Genomic DNA, 17019 nt, shown 5'->3' on the forward strand with positions numbered 1-17019 from the left:
ATATTTAGAAAGGCTATAAATTTTATTGAGATCGCATTGGAATGCGTTGGTAGGATTTTCTATATTTTGAAGGAGACATCTTCATGTTTTTTTGAAATTGTCGATGAAAAAAAGTCAAATTATTATAACCCACTTTGTAACCAATTTCTGATATTGACAAGTCGGTATCGATAAGCATTTTGCAGGCAATACTAATTTTGTATTCATTCAAAAAAGTAAAAAATGAGGTGTGAAATGTTTTTTTAAAAAATCGGGAAAAAGTATCACTACTCATGTTCATCACCTCAGAAATATCATCAATCGTAATTTTATTTAAGTAGTTCTCTTTTAAATAATCATACACCACATTGATACGTTCACTTTCTTTATACGATAAACTTTTAGTAAAATTAGCTCCTGCCAACAAATTAAACTGAGTTGTAACAGCCAATTTTTGTAATACTTTCATAAAAAGGAGTAAGCGTTCAAAAGGTTTCATAGCAACCATTTTTAACAACATAGGTTTTATTTCTAAAGCCAAATTCACATCAAAACGGATGCCTTGTTGCGATCTGCTTAGCAAGTCTTTTATGTATTTCATTTCTTCCTTGTCTAACCAGTGTTTTAACAAATCTTCTCGCCATTGTATTACAATACATTCCACATCTTCTGTTTGTTCTCCGATGGTTTTCCAGCAATGAGGCAGATTAGCTCCTACCATTACCAAATCGTCATTATCAAAACTCTCTATACTATTCCCCACATAACGTACTCCCGTACTTTTTACAATATAAGTCAGCTCATATTCTTCGTGAAAATGCCATGCAGCAGGAAACTCTTTTTCCTGAAACAACACGGTTCTAAAAGAACTCCCTGAAGAGGGAACTATCTTATGATATTTTGCTTTCATTGGGTTTGGTTTATCTTTAAAAGTATATCTTTTTGTATATAATACAAGTACATATCAATAAAAAACACAGAATAGTGTACATGAATAGTTATATTGTGTAAAAAGTATCAACAAACAATAGATATTTTTGTGATTAATACATGTAACTAAAATTAAAACTACTAAATATACAACTTATGTCCAAAGACATTGCCATTAGGGAAGCCAAAATTTATAAAGCCATTGCTCCGTTAAAAAAACCCATATCGGATGCTACACACACCATTACCGAAATTTCTTTCTTAGTCTTAAGAATTCAACTAGAAAACGGAGTAATTGGTGAGTCATACTTACTGTCCTTTCAGTATTCACCCAATGCCATCGCAGGAGCATTAAAAGATGCCATCCCTTATATTATTGGACACAAAACCAATGAAATGGGAATTGTGTATAACAAATTAGACGATTTGGCAGAGTACTTTGGAAACCAAGGAATTAACCGTTGGGCACAAGCTGCTGTAAATATTGCTATGTGGGATGCTTGGGGAAAAACGCTGAATCAACCTGTTCATAAAATCTTAGGAGTACATCAAGAAAAGGTATCTATTTATGGTAGTGGTGGATGGATTTCCTATTCTGTGGACGAGCTAATAGAAGAGGTAACCGATTATGCAAATCGTGGATTTAAAGCGGTTAAAATAAAAGTAGGATCGCCAAAAGTAGCTACCGACTTAGAACGTTTGCGCTTGGTGCGTGAAGCCGTAGGAAATAAGGTAGACATTATGATGGATGCCAATCAGGGAATGGACTTACCTTCTGCCATGAAACTAGCTAGAGGTGCCAAAGAACTAAATATCAACTGGTTTGAAGAACCTGTAAATCATCAAAACTTTCAAGCTTTTGAACTTTTAAAAACACAAGCAGGAATATCTTTAGCTATGGGAGAGCGTGAATACGACACCTTGCCTTTAAGAGAGCTTGTAACTAGAAATGCCTTGGACATTTGGCAACCCGATATTTTAAGAATTGGAGGAGTAGAAAAATGGAGAGAAAGTGCTGCTTTGGCTCAAAGTTTCAACTTACCAGTATTGCCACATTATTACAAAGATTACGATGTGCCTTTATTGTGTACTATTTCTAACGGTGTGGGTGCAGAATCTTTTGATTGGGTAGATCCGTTGATAGACAATCCTATGGTTATTCAAGACGGTTTTGCCAAACCTCATGATTTACCAGGTTGGGGATTCAATTTTATAGAGGATACATTAACCGAAATTAAATTCTAATGAACTTAAACGTATTTTCCTTAAAAAATCAAAGAGTCTTAGTTACAGGAGGTGGAACTGGAATTGGTTTGGGGATTTCCAAAGCGATGATAGAAGCGGGTGCTAAAGTCGTTATTACGGGTCGTAGAGAAGAAGTATTGCAAGAAGCAGTTGAGGAACTGGGAGCCAATGCATCTTATAGAGTCAACGATATTACAGACAGAGCTAGTATTCCTGTCTTGGTTTCGGATATAGAAACTAACGAAGGACCTATTGATATTTTGGTAAACAATGCTGGAATTCATCACAAAGCGTGGGCACAGGATACTACGGATGAAGATTTTGAACGTATTATACAAACCAACCTCATTAGTGTGTTTTCTCTAACTCGTGAATGTGCCAAATATATGCTAAAACGTAAAAAAGGAAGCATAATTATGATTGGTTCTATGGCAGGTTTGTTTGGAATAGACAGAGTAATTGCCTATAGCGCATCTAAAACAGCCTTAACAGGATTGGTGAATAGTTTAACAGCAGAATATGCTAAAGACAATGTTAGAGTAAACGCTATTGCTCCAGGGTGGATTACATCGAATATGTTTTTAAATGCAGTGAACAAAGACCAAGCTCGTAAACAACAAATTACCAATCGTATTGCCATGGATCATTTTGGGACTACCGAAGATATTGGGAATGCAGCCGTGTTCCTAAGTTCACAAGCTGCCAAATATATTACAGGGGTTATTTTACCTGTAGATGGTGGTGCAACGGTGAATTTTTAGAGACACACAGTGTCTTTTTTCAATAACGTAGTTGTGAAAAAAACAGGACACAAATAACTAAGACAAAGCTTGCAGCCTAAGGCCTACAGCACAAAGCAAACAAAAAAATGATAAAACCAACATACATACAAGGAGACTCAAGTAAAAGCCCTTTTTTTAACAATCAAAGCCGATTGGTTTATGGTACTTCTGGACTCGGAGGTGTTTGGGGAGCGGTAAAAGAATCTGAATCTATTGAAGCACTGCTGTACGCACTAGAAAACGGAATTTCTGTTTTTGATACCGCTCCATCCTACGGAGAAGCTGAAAATTACCTAGGAAAAGCATTAAAGCAATGGAAAGGTACAAGACCTTTTGTGAGCACCAAAATTGGACGATTGAAAGGAGCAGATGCTTTTGACACAAAGTTGGATTATACTCCAGATGGATTAAAACGCAGCATAGAGAATAGCTTAGAAACGTTGGGACTTTCTAAAGTTGACTTGTTATTTCTGCACGAGCCACAACTAGTGCCTTTGGACAAGATGGATGAAATTTTAGACACGCTTAAATCATTCAAAGCTCAAGGAATGGTTGATAGAATTGGCGTAGGAGGAAATCCATCAGAAGAATTTAAACCTTACATTACCAAAGAAAATTTTGATGTTGTTTCTGGTTTTTTAAAACTAAATGCTTGCAACCTATCGGTCTTTAATGGTGAAATTCAACAATATCAAAAAGAAAACATTGGATATTATGCTGCTTCTGCCCTACACTTTTCTTTACTAGGAAATCGTTTTCAGAAATATGTAGATGAGGGAGTTGACGGTGAGTGGATCACCCAGCAAGATTTACAAAATGCCATCAAAGTAAACGAGATTGCCAAAGAGCTAGATACACCCTTGGCTACTCTAGCCCAACGATATTTATTTTCTGTAAAAGAAGCCGACAGAGTAGTTATGGGAGCTAGAACTCCAGCACAAATAAAGGCTACTATTGCCGATTGGAATTTAGGAAAATTACCAGAAGATATTTTTGATAAAATCACACACATCATCACCAAAAAATAAGCTTATGAAAGCAGTTCGTTTAAAACAACCTGGGGAATGGGAAACGCTGGAAATAGTACAACCCACCACTAATTTAGCAAGTGGACAGGCCTTGTTAAAGGTGAAAAAAATAGGAGTTTGTGGAACAGATTTACATGCCTACAAAGGGCAACAACCTTTTTTTGAATATCCAAGAATATTAGGTCATGAATTGGCGGTAGAAATTGTAGCCATTGCCGACGATGTGACCAACGTACAGGTAGGAGACCGATGCTCGGTAGAGCCTTACTACAATGAAGTTATTGGACAAGCGGTGCGAAGAGGGAAAACCAATTGTGGAGAACACTTAAAAGTACTGGGGGTACATGTAGATGGAGGAATGCAAGAGTATTTTGTATATCCTGCGGAGTTTTTACATGCAACCAATTCTTTGTCAGACGATCAGTTGGCTATGATAGAACCTTTAGCAATTGGTTGCCATGCAGTAGATAGAGCTGACATTAAGGAAGATGATATTGTACTTGTAATTGGTGCAGGTCCTATTGGTTTAGGAACCATTCAGTTTGCACAGCTAAAAGGAGCAAAAGTTATTGCTATGGATATAGACGATGCCAAACTGGAAAAGTGTAAAAAAATCACAAAGGTAAAAGACACAATAAACGCTTTAGGCAATGTAGAAGAGGATTTAAAAACACTATTAAACGGAGACTTGCCTACGGTCATCTTAGATGCTACGGGAAGTCCAAAATCTATGATGAATACTTTTAACTATGCAGCAGCAGGTGGCACAATTGTGTTTATTGGATTGTTTATGGGTGATGTTGTTTTTCACGATCCTTCTTTTCACAAAAAAGAATTGACTCTAAAAGCAAGTAGAGCGGCTATGGGAAGTGATTTTGGGCGTATTATTCGCTTGATTGAAGCCGGCAAAATAGATGCAAGTTCTTTTATTACGCACAGAATTCCGTTTGATGCAGTTCCTGATGAATTTGAAAAACTATATCAAGAACCCAATCTTATCAAAGCCATTATAGAACTATAAACTATACCTTATGACCTCATCAAAACAAAATAACAAACAGTTTTTAGCTCCATTAATTATCGTTATGGCCTTGATGTTTTTCTGGAATTTAGCCCGAAACATTAATGACGTATTAATTCCCCACTTAAAAAGAGCTTGTCAACTAACCGATTTCCAATCCTCATTGGTACAATCAGCTTTTTTTGGAGCTTATTTTATCATGGCTCTACCAGCAGGTTGGTATATCCAAAAAAAAGGATACCGTCAAGGAATGGTCGCAGGTTTATTAATTGCTGCCACAGGAGCATTTTTATTTTATCCTGCAGCAGAAACTAGAATTTATCCATTTTTCTTAGTGGCCTTATTTGTAATGGCAGCAGGTTTTGCAGTTCTAGAAGTAACCGCCTCACCGTACATCACCAAACTAGGAAAACCCGAAGGGGCTTCTAGCCGATTGAGTATGGCAGCAGCTATTGGTTCTGTAGGAGCTACCGTGGCTCCTGTATTGGCATCACTCCTATTTTTACACGAAGTAGATGTGCCCCAATCGACTATTGATACGTATACACCTAATCAATTAGAAACTTTTTTGTCTGAAGAAGCCGCTTTGGTAAAACCTCCGTATTTGATATTGACAGGAATTTTAGTTGCCATTGCTTTGGTGGTTATTTTCATCAAACTACCAAAAATTGAAGACGAACAAGGAGGAGCTAAAAAACCTTTGTTAGACATTTTAAAATTTAAACATACATTGTATGGTGTAGGAGCTGAATTCTTTTATGTAGGTGCCGAAGTGGGAATTGTAAGTTTCATCATCCGTTATGCTAAATGGTTTCAAATTCCAGAATTAACAGAGCAAAAAGCAGCACAGTTTATTACTGCTTTTATGGGACTGGTTTTACTAGGTAGATTGTTGGGAGTCTATATTTTAAAAAAATTCCAACCTCAAAATGTATTGGCTTTTTGTAGCATTAGTGCTTTTGCAATGGTTACACTTGCCATAGTTTCTAACGGCTATTTTTCTTTGACTTGTTTGGCAGTAGTAGGTTTGTTTACCTCTATCGTGTATCCTATTATTTTTAGTTTAAGCATGAAAGACTTAAAAGAATACACCAAAACAGGATCATCAGTATTCCTATTAGGAATTGTAGGTGGTGCCATTGTTCCTCCACTAATGGGATATATATCTGATACGGCTGGAATTAAATTTTCATTTGTAATTCCATTAATATGTTATGTGTACTTATTATTCTTTGCAATTAAAGGCCACAAAGTTAAAATTAAAGCATAAATAGATGGATGCAATACAATTTCGTCGCTTTACTTATTTGGTTTCTGATGTTGATATTTCTAGTTTAACAATATCTAAGGAAACAAAAGAACGTTTAGAAATAGCGGGGATTTACCAATTTGAAATCTACCAGAAAGAGAATAACTATTTTATATTGGTTGATACCAAAATAGCTTACGATAGTTATGTGGTTCACAAAATATGTTCGGAGCTAGGCATTAAGTTGCCTTCTTTTTCTTTTGAGGAGGAGCCTTTGGAACGTATTTATGAATTTGAGCAACAATCTGTTTATAAAGCTAAAGATGGACAGTTAAAAACAACTGTGGCTCCTTACAAAAGATTTGTTTGGACGTTGTTACTCCAAGAAGATCCTGAATTAATGGCTGAGTATAAGAGAGTTCATAGTATGGGGCAAGCTTGGCCAGAAGTCACTGCCAATATGAAAACAGTAGGAGTAAAGGATATGGAGATTTACCTATCAGGAACCCAAGCTATTTTAATTATGGATACTGTTCCCAACTTTGATTTAGAAAAAATAGGTCCCAAATGGCAACAGCTACCAAGAGAAACAGAATGGCAAGAATACGTGGCTAAATTTCAGAGAACAAATCCAGAAAGCTCCATTCAAGAGAAGTGGCAAGATATGACCTTAATTACATCAAAATAAACAAATAAAGAATTTACTAAGATGAAAAAAATAATAGGAGCATTGGCATTGGTGGCTTTAGCTGCGTGTCAACCTAACAAAAAAGAAGCCTCTAAAGAATCAGAAAAACAGACATTTACTTACGAAGAAAACTGGGAAAGTTTACAAAACTACCAAATTCCACAATGGATGAAAGATGCCAAATTTGGAATCTTCATTCACTGGGGTCCCAATTCAGTTGCAGAAAAATATACCGATTGGTATCCACGCTGGATGTATTCTGACAATGGAGTTGCAAACCCGCAAACAGGAAAAGCTGTGAACGGAAAACCACATCCTGCAGTAGCTTATCACAAAGAAAAATTTGGAGATCAAAAAGACTTTGGTTACAAAGATTTGATACCAATGTGGACCATGGAGAACTTCAATCCAAAAGAATGGGTAAATTTGTTTAAACAAGCAGGAGCACAATATGTAGTACCTGTAGCAGAGCATCACGATGGATTTGCATTGTACAACTCATCCATTACACCTTGGAATGCAGTAGCCATGGGACCTAAACGAGATGTATTAAAAGAGTTAACTGATGAAATAAAAAAACAAGGCCTGATTTGTGGAGTAAGCTCTCATTTGGCCTTTAACTACAACTTTTACAACCAGCAACCGTATTTTGACAATTCCAATCCTAAGTATGCTGATTTGTATGCACCTCCTCACCAAATGGGAGATTCTGTAAGTGCGGAGTGGTTGGCAAAAACATGGTGGCCAAGAACCAAAGAAATTATAGACCAATACCAACCTGATATTTTATGGTTTGATTTTTATTTGGACAGACCTGAATTTGTTCCGTATCATAAAAAACTAGCTGCTTACTACTACAACTCAGGGCTACAAAGAAATACAGACGTAGTTTTACAAACCAAAAACTACAAATTTGAGTCGTACAAAAAAGGTACGCACATGTTAGACTTAGAAAGGTCTAAAATGAATGCCATCAAAAAAGAATACTGGCAAACAGACACTTCAATAGGAAAAAACTCGTGGTACTATGCAACCAACTGGATTCCAAAATCTGCAGAAGATTTAGTCGCAGATTTGGTAGATATTGTAAGCAAGAACGGTTGTTTGCTATTGAATATTGGACCTAGAAAAGATGGAATTATCCCAGACGATCAGAAAAAAACACTTTTGGATATAGGACGCTGGTTAACAACCAACGGTGAAGCAATTTACGGAGCTACTTATTACGATGTGTATGGTGAAGGACCTACCCAAACTGCAACAGGTCATTTGTCTGAGAGTAAAAACAAAGGATTTACACCTGCAGATATCCGCTTTACAAAAAGCAAAGAAGGAACTTTGTATGCAACCGTATTAAAAACACCTCAAGAAGATATTCATATCAAGTATTTAACAGATGCTAAAATTCAAATTAAATCTATTGAATTGTTAGGATACAATGGAAGCATTTCTTTTGAGCAATCAGCAAACGGAACTACCATTAAATTACCAAAAGGAGTGGATTTAGATTATGCATGGGTATTTAAGATTTTAAAATAAAAATAAACGGTGTTAAATAGTAAGAGTTTATTATCAAAGATGTTGTTAGGGCTACTATTGTTGGTCTTAACAACATCTTTTTGTTTTAAGGCGATGGCTCAGAAAAAGTCAGAAAGGCCTAATGTAATTGTTATAGTGTCTGATGACCAAGGCTATGGAGATTTAAGTTGTCATGGAAATCCATATATCAAAACTCCAAACATGGATCAGCTGCATGCAGAATCTGTTCGTTTTACAGATTTCCATGTAGATCCCACATGTGCTCCAACCCGTTCCGCTTTAATGACAGGTAAATATTCACATCATGTAGGAGTGTGGCATACGGTATGTGGAGGAAATCACCTAAGAAGCACAGAGAAAACAATGGCGGATGTTTTTAAAGCATCAGGTTATAGAACAGCTCTTTTTGGGAAATGGCATTTAGGAGCTAATTATCCCTACAGACCTATGGATAGAGGTTTTGATGAATGGTTAGGTAACGGTGATGGTGGTACAGGAACTACTGACGATTGGTTTGATAATGATCGTATAAATGATTATTACTGGCACAACGGAAAGCGAGAAAAACATGAAGGTTTTGCACCCGATGTATTTTTTAATAAGGCGATAGATTTTGTAAAAGAAGATCACAAAGATCCTTTTTTTATATATGTAGCTACTTATTTGCCACACAATCCTCATTCTGTTCCAGATCCTAAACTGGCTGAAATTTACGATGAAAAAGTATTCAAACACACAGCCTATTTCTTTGCCGGAATCAATAGAGTAGATGAGAATATAGGGAAATTAAGAAAAGCGCTAGAAGCATCTGGAAAATCAGACAATACCATTTTAATTTTTATGTCTGACAACGGAGGAACTGCAGGGGTTAAGCTTTACAATGCAGGAATGAGAGGTAAAAAAGGACAGCCTTACGAAGGAGGGCATAGAGTTCCGTTTTTTATTCATTGGCCTAACGGGAATTTAGCGCATGGAAAAGATATAGCAAGCTTAACGGCTCATATAGATGTACTACCTTCTCTAGTAGATCTATGTAATTTAAAGACGACCCAAGAAACACAATTTGATGGGAGAACTTTTAAAAATCAATTGTTCAATCCAACAGCCAAGTTAGCTCATCGTACCTTATTTGTAGAATCTCAAAGAACTTTTGAAGCGCAAGCGTGGAAAAATACTTCGGGGATGTATGAACAATGGAGATTGGTGAATAATAAAGAGTTGTATGATCTTTCTAAAGACCCTAGTCAACAAAAAAATGTGATCGATGCGCATCCAGAAATAGCTGCTAAAATTCGTAAGGAGTTTACAGATTACTGGAATAAGGTTACACCTAACGATCGTGAACTACCTAGATCCGTAGTAGGAAATTCTAAAGACCAAGAGACTTTTTTAACATCTTCTGATTGGTATTTACCTAAAGTGCCTTGGAATCATGCACAGATTGCAGAAGGAAAACCTTTGTCTGGTGCCTGGGATGTTACTGTTGAAAAAGCGGGAACTTACAGAATTGAATGTAGAAGGTGGCCTAGAGAAGCCAATGCAACCATTTCGGGAGTACCCAACTTTAATAAAAAAGTAGATGCTTGGTCTAGAGATGGAAAGGTAGATAGGTTGTTGTATGGACGTAAAATGAAAGCATTACCTGTGAAAACAGTGAGTCTTACTGTTGGAAAACAACAAAAATCAGCAAGTGTTACTACAGAAGACACGCACATTTCTTTTGATGTAGAATTACCTAGGGGAGATACTAAAATTAAAGGAGAGATGTTAGATGCTAATGGAAATTTGATAGCCGGTGTTTACTATGTATATCTCTCTAAATTAAAGTAGTAATATTTATAAATGAATAAAATAGTATACATATCATCTCTTTTAACTTTATTGATTTCTTGTGGTCAAAAAGCAAAACAAGACGAAAACGTAAAATTAGCCACTACAGATAATTTTAAAGTGGAACTAGGAAGAGTTTCTAAACAATCTGTCTTTAAAGACCGAGATGATATAACCGTATGGGGAGCTTCAACCGTAAAAGGTGAAGATGGTTTGTATCATATGTTTTATTCTCGTTGGAAAAAAGAGTTAGGTTGGGCTTGGGTAACTCATTCAGAGATTGCTCATGCTGTATCCACATCTCCTTTTGGTCCTTTTAAATTTAAAGACGTTACTTTTTCTGCTCGTGGTGCTGAATATTGGGATGGACTGTGTACGCATAATCCAACGGTTCATAAATTTGATGGGAAGTACTATTTGTATTATATGGGAAATACTGGTGATGGAGTGAATCCTTGTGTGCCTGGTAAGATTAAATACAATTGGACACATCGTAACAATCAACGAATTGGTGTAGCTGTTGCTGATGATCCTAATGGACCTTGGCAACGTTTTGATAGCCCATTGATAGATGCCAGTGGAAATGAAAATGCTTTAGATGCTTTATTGGCCAACAATCCGTCCATAGCAAAAGGACCTGATGGTAAGTATGTGATGGTTTATAAAGCTGTTGGTAAAAAGATAAAACGAATTTCAGGAGGGCCTGTAGTACATTGTGTAGCTACGGCTGATAGTCCAATGGGACCTTTTGTAAAACATAACGAACCTATTTTTAAAGCTCAAGGGACAGATTTCCCCGCTGAGGATCCTTACATCTGGTATCAAGAAGGAAAGTTCAGAGCCATTGTAAAAGATATGCATGGTGCATTTACAGATGCTGGACAAGCCTTGGTTTTATTTGAATCTATTGATGGTTTTGATTGGAAGTTGTCTAAAAACCCACTGGTTTCCAAACTACAAATCCAATGGGAAGACGGTAGTATTCTAAAATTAAAGCATTTGGAAAGACCCCAAATTTATTTAGAAAATGGAAAACCACTGGCCTTATTCTGTGCTGCAGATACTACGGATGTAAAAGGAGTTTTGCATTCATGGAATGTGCAAATACCAATTAAAGCAGGAAAAAACTAATCCAAATTTAAAGAAACAAACACATGAAAATCAATTTCTATACTTTACTCGCATCCGTTCTCTTGCTATTTTCTTGTGCAAAGCAAGAGGTAAAAGCACCTAGAACTGTAGAAGATTTTAACGCTAATTGGAAATTCAGTAAAGAAGTCCAAATGGAAGCTACAAATCCTACTTTTGATGATCGTAGTTGGCAGGTAGTACAATTACCTCATGATTGGACTATTTTGTCAGGCTATCAAAAAGAAGGGACTGCTGCAAGTACTGGGTTTACTACAGGAGGCATTGGCTGGTACAGAAAGAGTTTTACAATTCCTAAAACTGATAAAGAAAAAAACATTTGGATTGAGTTTGACGGTATATATAACAATACAACCGTATGGATTAATGGTCACAAATTAGGTTTTAGACCCAACGGATATGTTAGTTTTTCTTATAATTTATCCGATTATTTGCGTTTTGGAGAAAAAAATGTGATTGCGGTTAAAGTAGATCATACCAATTATGTAGACTCTAGATGGTACACAGGTTCTGGAATTTATAGAGATGTACGCTTGGTAAAAACTTCTAAAACCCATATTCCTCAATGGGGAGTAAAAATTACAACACCCTACGTAACCAATAATGAAGCAATTGTACAAATAGCAACCAAAGTAGCAGGTTCTTCTAAAACCATTACAATGGATATTAACATTATAAATAGTGAAAACCAAGTTGTTGCCAAGTTAAAAGATTTGCTTTTTGATACCAAGTCTCAGTTTGTACAAAAAATAAAGATTTCAAACCCAAAACTATGGGGAATTGCAAACCCTAATTTATACGCTGCTGAAATTCTGGTTAAGGAAAATGGTGTGCTTGTAGATAAGGTAACAGAGAGTTTTGGTATTAGAAGTATTGAATTTACTGCTGACAAAGGATTTCTGCTCAACGGAAAATCGGTAAAAATCAAAGGGGTAAATTTACATCATGATGCTGGAGCAGTAGGAGCGGCTGCTACCAAGGCAACTTGGGAATATCGAATTAAAAAACTAAAATCTATTGGAGTCAATGCCATTCGTATGGCTCACAATCCACATTCACCATTACTAATGGAAGTATGTGATGAGCAAGGGATGTTGGTGATGAACGAGTTTTTTGATGAGTGGCACCATGCAAAAGATAAAAACAAAACCTGTTTGGGTTGCGATGTTGCCAAAGAAGGAGACAAAGGTTATAGCAAGGTGTTTTTAGACTGGGCAGAAAGAGATTTAAAAAGTTTGATTCGTCGAGATTACAATCATCCGTCCGTTATTATGTGGAGTATTGGGAACGAAATTGAGTGGACGTTTCCTTATTATTCAAAAGCTTACGACGAGATAAATCCCAATGCGATTCCCTATATAAGTGTTCCCGAGTTTGATGCAGAAAAAATCAAACCTGTATTCGACAAAATAAGTGGAGGAATTGACTCCTTAGCGCTGGTTGCAAAGCAATTGTCTAAATGGGTAAAAGAAGAAGACACAACTCGTCCCGTAACTTGTGGTAGTGTACGCCCCTCTATTTCTATGGCAACAGGTTATGGAGATGCTGTAGATGTAATGGGCTTCAATTACAGACCTCATAACTACGACATTGCTCACAAAACCTATCCAAACAAACCGATTATTGGTTCAGAAAACTGGGTAGCCTATTCGGAATGGAAAGCGGTGGCAGACAGAGAGTTTGTTGCTGGAATTTTTATGTGGACAGGTTTTGCCTACATAGGAGAAGCAGGACCTTGGCCAAGAAAGGGTCTCAATATTTCTTTGTTTGATTTTGCAGGATTTAAAAATCCTCGTGGACATTTTTTTGAATGTTTATGGAAACCAACCCCTAAAGTATATATGGTAACCACTCCTGCTAGCGAATCGGAGTTTTCTTACACAAATAAAGAGGGATGGAAATTTAACATGCAATACACAGCTCCTCCTGTGTGGAACAAACTACGTTTGTGGGAATGGTACAAAGTCAATGAATATTGGGATTATAAAACTCAAGAACCTATTGTGGTTCAGGCTTACACCAATTGTGAAGAGGCAGAGTTGTTTTTGAATGGAAAGAGTTTAGGCAAACAACAATTGTCTTCCGTGGTTGATACCGATCATATATTAAAATGGTTGGTACCTTATACAAAAGGGGAGTTAAAAGTAGTGGGGTACAACAACGGAAAAATAGTCGATGAATATATGTTGGCCACTACTGGAAAAGTATCAAAAATAAAGTTGAGCGTTGACAAAACCACCTTGTTAGCAAACGCCTATGATGTGGCTCATGTATCCATACAATTGTATGATGCAGATGGAAATGCAATCAGAAATAAGGAGCAAGAAGTACGTTTTGAAGTTGAAGGAAATGCTGAATTAGTTGCTGTGGATAATGGTTGGGAAATGAACGTTGCACCTCATAACACCAATAAAGTAATTACGCATAAAGGAAGAGCACTGGCCATCGTAAAATCGACAAAAGAAAAAGGTAGGGTTACTATTTGTGCAAAAGTAGGGGCTATTACTAGCGCACCAATCATCCTGAACATCAACTAAAAACATCAAAAAAAGAGACTCTAAACTAGATTTTAACCTAACAAAACAATTGTCCTATACGATAAGCCTTGAGTGTTCCAATTTTACACGCATCTAAAATAAATTCGAATCAATAAAAAACACTGTCATGATTAAAAACATTCTTTACGTCATCTTATTTTGCTGGATGACAAACCTACAAGCACAACCCCCAAAAATAGAGGGAAAACAATGGAAAAAAGTAAAAGCTTTAAGCGATGAGTTTAATGGCAAAAAGATAAACACTAAAAAATGGAATATTGAACCCGCTGAACATTATGAATTAAAATGGATGGGACGTGCTCCTGCCTTATTTCAAAAAGAAAGTTTTTCTATAGGCGATGGTTATTTGCGTATTGAAGTAGGAGAATTAGACAACCCTGTAACCTTAGGAAAATCAACCTATAAATATCATGGAGGAATTTTACGTTCGTACAAAAAAACCAACATTGGGCATTATTACGAGTGTAGAATGAAAATGAACAAAACCGAAATGGGAGGTGGTTTTTGGCTATGTCACCAAGGGACATGTGAACAAAAACACGAGATTGACATCACCGAATCTGTAGGAGTTTTAACAAAAAACACCCACAAATGGGCTCATGACTGGGATCGCATCATGCACTCAAACGCCATTCACAGAGGAACAGCTTGTAACAAATCGGTAAGAGACCAAAAAGCTAAATATTTAGATGTAAATAACTCTGATAAATTTTATACCTATGGATTTTACAGAAAAAGTGCGACAGAATTGTTGTTCTATTTAGACGGTGAATATGTGTACACACTAACCCCACCTGTACCTTTTGATCAAGATTTAATTTTGCAATTTTCTATAGAAGCCTATGATTGGAATCCGATTCCAGAAAAGGGCAGCAAAGTAGCTACAGGAACCAAAGACGAAAGAACCACCTTAGTGGATTGGATTAGAGTTTACGAATTGAAAAATAAATAAAAATGAAAAAAATAGCATTCCTATGCTTGGCAATATTAGCTCTTAGCCAAGTACAAGCAAAGAAAAAACCCAACATTATTTTCATCATGTCTGACGACCATGCAGCACATGCCATTGGGGCTTATGGAGGTCGTTTGTCTAGCTTGAATCCCACTCCAAACTTGGACAAACTAGCAGCAAATGGTATCCGTTTTACCAATGCGTTTTGCAATAATTCTATTTGTACTCCAAGTAGAGCCTCTATTATTAGTGGCCAATACCCACAGACAAATGGTGTGTTAGACCTAGATCACAAATTAGATACCGACAAACAGTACTTGCCTATAGAGATGAAAAAACTAGGATATAGCACGGCTATGGTAGGAAAATGGCATCTAAAAAATGAACCCGTAAATTTTGATTATTACAAAGTATTGCCTGGACAAGGAAAATATTTCAATCCTTCTTTTTTAGAAAAAGGAAAGGGTACTTGGCCTAAAAACAAAGTAAAAACAAAAGGGCATTCAAGTGATGTTATCACAGACATTACAATAGATTATTTAAAAAATAGAGATAAAAAAAAGCCATTCTTTTTGATGCATCATTACAAAGCACCACACGATTTCTTTGAATATGCTCCTAGATATGAAGATTATTTGGCAGATACCGAAATTCCAGAACCTACTAGCTTGTACTATCAACCCAACTGGGGATCCGAGGGAGTAAGAGGAATCAATGATTCACTAAAAACTTACATCGGAACCTCCATATCTGATCGTCATATGTACCGCAACTACAACTGGATGCTTAATGGTGGTAAGTACAAAGGACAAGAATCTGCACACCAAGGATACCAAACCTATATGAAACGTTATTTGCGTTGTGTAAAAGGTGTGGATGACAATTTAGGTCGTTTGTTTGACTATTTAAAAAAAGAAGGATTGTGGGAAAATACAGTCATCATCTATACTGGAGACCAAGGAATGATGTTAGGAGAACACGATTTGCAAGACAAGCGTTGGATGTATGAAGAGTCTATGCGCATGCCGTACATTGTTCATTATCCAAAAATGATCAAACCTCAACAGGTTTCTGATTTGCTTATCAACAATACAGACTATGCTCCTACCATGATTGAATTGGCTGGAGGAAAAACTCCAGACTACATGCAAGGAAAAAGTTTCATCAACACCTTAAAAGGGAAAGAAGAAAAAAACTGGAGAGAAACTACGTATTACCGTTATTGGATGCACATTATTCACCACTATGTACCTGCTCATTTTGGAGTACGCTCTAAAGACTACAAGTTGATTTTTTACTATGGAAAACATTATATGGATCCATCAGAGTTTAAAAATCACTACTGGGGAAAACAATACTATGGTATTGATAGAGAAACACCTCACACTTGGGAGTTTTACGATTTAAAAAACGATCCACAAGAATTGCACAACCAATACAACAATCCAAAATACAAAGAGGTGATTGCCAAATTAAAGCAACAACTTAAACAACAACGCATTGACTTGAACGAAACAGACAAAAATTATCCTGAAATTCAAGCTATTGTTAACAAGTATTGGGAGAATTAATCTCTTCTAAAAGCATCAAAAAGCTCCAGAGATATTTCTCTGGAACTTTTTGCTTGATATAAATGTTTTATAACGTTCTCTTTCTGATTGATTTTATCTATGTCGTAAAGGAGGGGTGTGTTTTGACGTATGTATCTGATATTATACCTCATACAATCAATTATTAGTGAGTTTTTTTAAGTAAGAACTTGTGCAAGTTATGATATTAAATCATCAATTTTTAATAATTAATTGTTTGCAACATATGTGGTTTTTGTCCTAATAACTTAACATTCCATTTCAATTATGGAATTATACATTTATGATATAAAAAGAACAACTTCAAATAGAATTGTTTCCTAATTTTAAATACCTATTTTTTAAAAACTTAAACAATTAGTGTGGTTTTTATTAAAAACTCAATACTAGTCAAGAGTGTTTGCATAAATATATTACTGATTGCTGTAGTTTTTAAAATTTCACTAACTACTAACTAATAAATTTAATCATGATTTTTTT

At 36.1% G+C, this 17019-nt stretch carries 13 protein-coding genes; 12 read left to right on the forward strand and 1 reads right to left on the reverse strand.

From position 1 onward, the window contains the following. Nucleotides 1-22 precede the first annotated feature (22 nt). Nucleotides 23-889 carry an AraC family transcriptional regulator gene (locus FS85_RS0101730; protein ID WP_010134251.1) on the reverse strand — a complete coding sequence of 289 codons (867 nt, stop codon included), beginning with the start codon at nucleotides 887-889 and terminating at the stop codon, nucleotides 23-25. Nucleotides 890-1065: 176 nt separating this feature from the next. Between FS85_RS0101730 and FS85_RS0101735 the strand changes: the two genes are divergently transcribed. From FS85_RS0101735 to FS85_RS0101790, 12 genes are all read left to right on the forward strand, one after another. Further along, nucleotides 1066-2154: a mandelate racemase/muconate lactonizing enzyme family protein gene (locus tag FS85_RS0101735; protein WP_010134252.1), complete on the forward strand. Its 1089-nt coding sequence runs from the start codon at nucleotides 1066-1068 to the stop codon at nucleotides 2152-2154. Next, nucleotides 2154-2915 (forward strand): SDR family NAD(P)-dependent oxidoreductase, encoded by a 762-nt coding sequence (locus tag FS85_RS0101740; RefSeq protein WP_010134253.1) that lies wholly within the window; start codon nucleotides 2154-2156, stop codon nucleotides 2913-2915. Before FS85_RS0101735 ends, FS85_RS0101740 begins: the two co-directional genes overlap by 1 nt. Before the next feature lie 107 nt (nucleotides 2916-3022). Next, the gene (locus FS85_RS0101745) at nucleotides 3023-3964 is read left to right on the forward strand and encodes an aldo/keto reductase (protein WP_010134254.1); all 942 of its coding nucleotides are present in this window, start codon (nucleotides 3023-3025) and stop codon (nucleotides 3962-3964) included. A 4-nt stretch (nucleotides 3965-3968) separates the two neighbouring features. Beyond that, nucleotides 3969-4985: a zinc-binding alcohol dehydrogenase family protein gene (locus FS85_RS0101750; RefSeq protein WP_010134255.1), complete on the forward strand. Its 1017-nt coding sequence runs from the start codon at nucleotides 3969-3971 to the stop codon at nucleotides 4983-4985. A gap of 10 nt (nucleotides 4986-4995) precedes the next feature. After that, nucleotides 4996-6255, forward strand: coding sequence for an L-fucose:H+ symporter permease (fucP, locus tag FS85_RS0101755; protein ID WP_010134256.1), 1260 nt, complete (start codon nucleotides 4996-4998; stop codon nucleotides 6253-6255). Nucleotides 6256-6259: 4 nt separating this feature from the next. Next, complete coding sequence (locus tag FS85_RS16515; RefSeq protein WP_010134257.1) at nucleotides 6260-6922, forward strand: L-rhamnose mutarotase; 663 nt, start codon at nucleotides 6260-6262, stop codon at nucleotides 6920-6922. A gap of 21 nt (nucleotides 6923-6943) precedes the next feature. Next, the gene (locus tag FS85_RS0101765; protein ID WP_010134258.1) at nucleotides 6944-8461 is read left to right on the forward strand and encodes an alpha-L-fucosidase; all 1518 of its coding nucleotides are present in this window, start codon (nucleotides 6944-6946) and stop codon (nucleotides 8459-8461) included. A gap of 39 nt (nucleotides 8462-8500) precedes the next feature. Continuing rightward, the gene (locus tag FS85_RS0101770) at nucleotides 8501-10291 is read left to right on the forward strand and encodes an arylsulfatase (RefSeq protein ID WP_139062119.1); all 1791 of its coding nucleotides are present in this window, start codon (nucleotides 8501-8503) and stop codon (nucleotides 10289-10291) included. A 12-nt stretch (nucleotides 10292-10303) separates the two neighbouring features. Continuing rightward, complete coding sequence (locus tag FS85_RS0101775) at nucleotides 10304-11422, forward strand: glycoside hydrolase family protein (RefSeq protein ID WP_029489191.1); 1119 nt, start codon at nucleotides 10304-10306, stop codon at nucleotides 11420-11422. Nucleotides 11423-11445: 23 nt separating this feature from the next. Continuing rightward, nucleotides 11446-13977: a glycoside hydrolase family 2 TIM barrel-domain containing protein gene (locus FS85_RS0101780; protein WP_010134261.1), complete on the forward strand. Its 2532-nt coding sequence runs from the start codon at nucleotides 11446-11448 to the stop codon at nucleotides 13975-13977. A gap of 127 nt (nucleotides 13978-14104) precedes the next feature. Next, nucleotides 14105-14950 carry a LamG domain-containing protein gene (locus tag FS85_RS14925; RefSeq protein ID WP_010134262.1) on the forward strand — a complete coding sequence of 282 codons (846 nt, stop codon included), beginning with the start codon at nucleotides 14105-14107 and terminating at the stop codon, nucleotides 14948-14950. 2 nt (nucleotides 14951-14952) lie between these two features. Then, complete coding sequence (locus FS85_RS0101790) at nucleotides 14953-16521, forward strand: sulfatase family protein (protein ID WP_010134263.1); 1569 nt, start codon at nucleotides 14953-14955, stop codon at nucleotides 16519-16521. The last annotated feature ends 498 nt before the right edge of the window (nucleotides 16522-17019 follow it).

This window comes from Ochrovirga pacifica (assembly GCF_000220525.1).
Lineage (GTDB): Bacteria > Bacteroidota > Bacteroidia > Flavobacteriales > Flavobacteriaceae > Ochrovirga > Ochrovirga pacifica.

Bases quoted from the DNA above. Each gene is read 5' to 3' on its own strand.
- FS85_RS0101730 (WP_010134251.1), bottom strand. From the start codon at position 889: ATGAAAGCAAAATATCATAAGATAGTTCCCTCTTCAGGGAGTTCTTTT.
- FS85_RS0101735 (WP_010134252.1), top strand. From the start codon at position 1,066: ATGTCCAAAGACATTGCCATTAGGGAAGCCAAAATTTATAAAGCCATT.
- FS85_RS0101740 (WP_010134253.1), top strand. From the start codon at position 2,154: ATGAACTTAAACGTATTTTCCTTAAAAAATCAAAGAGTCTTAGTTACA.
- FS85_RS0101745 (WP_010134254.1), top strand. From the start codon at position 3,023: ATGATAAAACCAACATACATACAAGGAGACTCAAGTAAAAGCCCTTTT.
- FS85_RS0101750 (WP_010134255.1), top strand. From the start codon at position 3,969: ATGAAAGCAGTTCGTTTAAAACAACCTGGGGAATGGGAAACGCTGGAA.
- fucP (WP_010134256.1), top strand. From the start codon at position 4,996: ATGACCTCATCAAAACAAAATAACAAACAGTTTTTAGCTCCATTAATT.
- FS85_RS16515 (WP_010134257.1), top strand. From the start codon at position 6,260: ATGGATGCAATACAATTTCGTCGCTTTACTTATTTGGTTTCTGATGTT.
- FS85_RS0101765 (WP_010134258.1), top strand. From the start codon at position 6,944: ATGAAAAAAATAATAGGAGCATTGGCATTGGTGGCTTTAGCTGCGTGT.
- FS85_RS0101770 (WP_139062119.1), top strand. From the start codon at position 8,501: ATGTTGTTAGGGCTACTATTGTTGGTCTTAACAACATCTTTTTGTTTT.
- FS85_RS0101775 (WP_029489191.1), top strand. From the start codon at position 10,304: ATGAATAAAATAGTATACATATCATCTCTTTTAACTTTATTGATTTCT.
- FS85_RS0101780 (WP_010134261.1), top strand. From the start codon at position 11,446: ATGAAAATCAATTTCTATACTTTACTCGCATCCGTTCTCTTGCTATTT.
- FS85_RS14925 (WP_010134262.1), top strand. From the start codon at position 14,105: ATGATTAAAAACATTCTTTACGTCATCTTATTTTGCTGGATGACAAAC.
- FS85_RS0101790 (WP_010134263.1), top strand. From the start codon at position 14,953: ATGAAAAAAATAGCATTCCTATGCTTGGCAATATTAGCTCTTAGCCAA.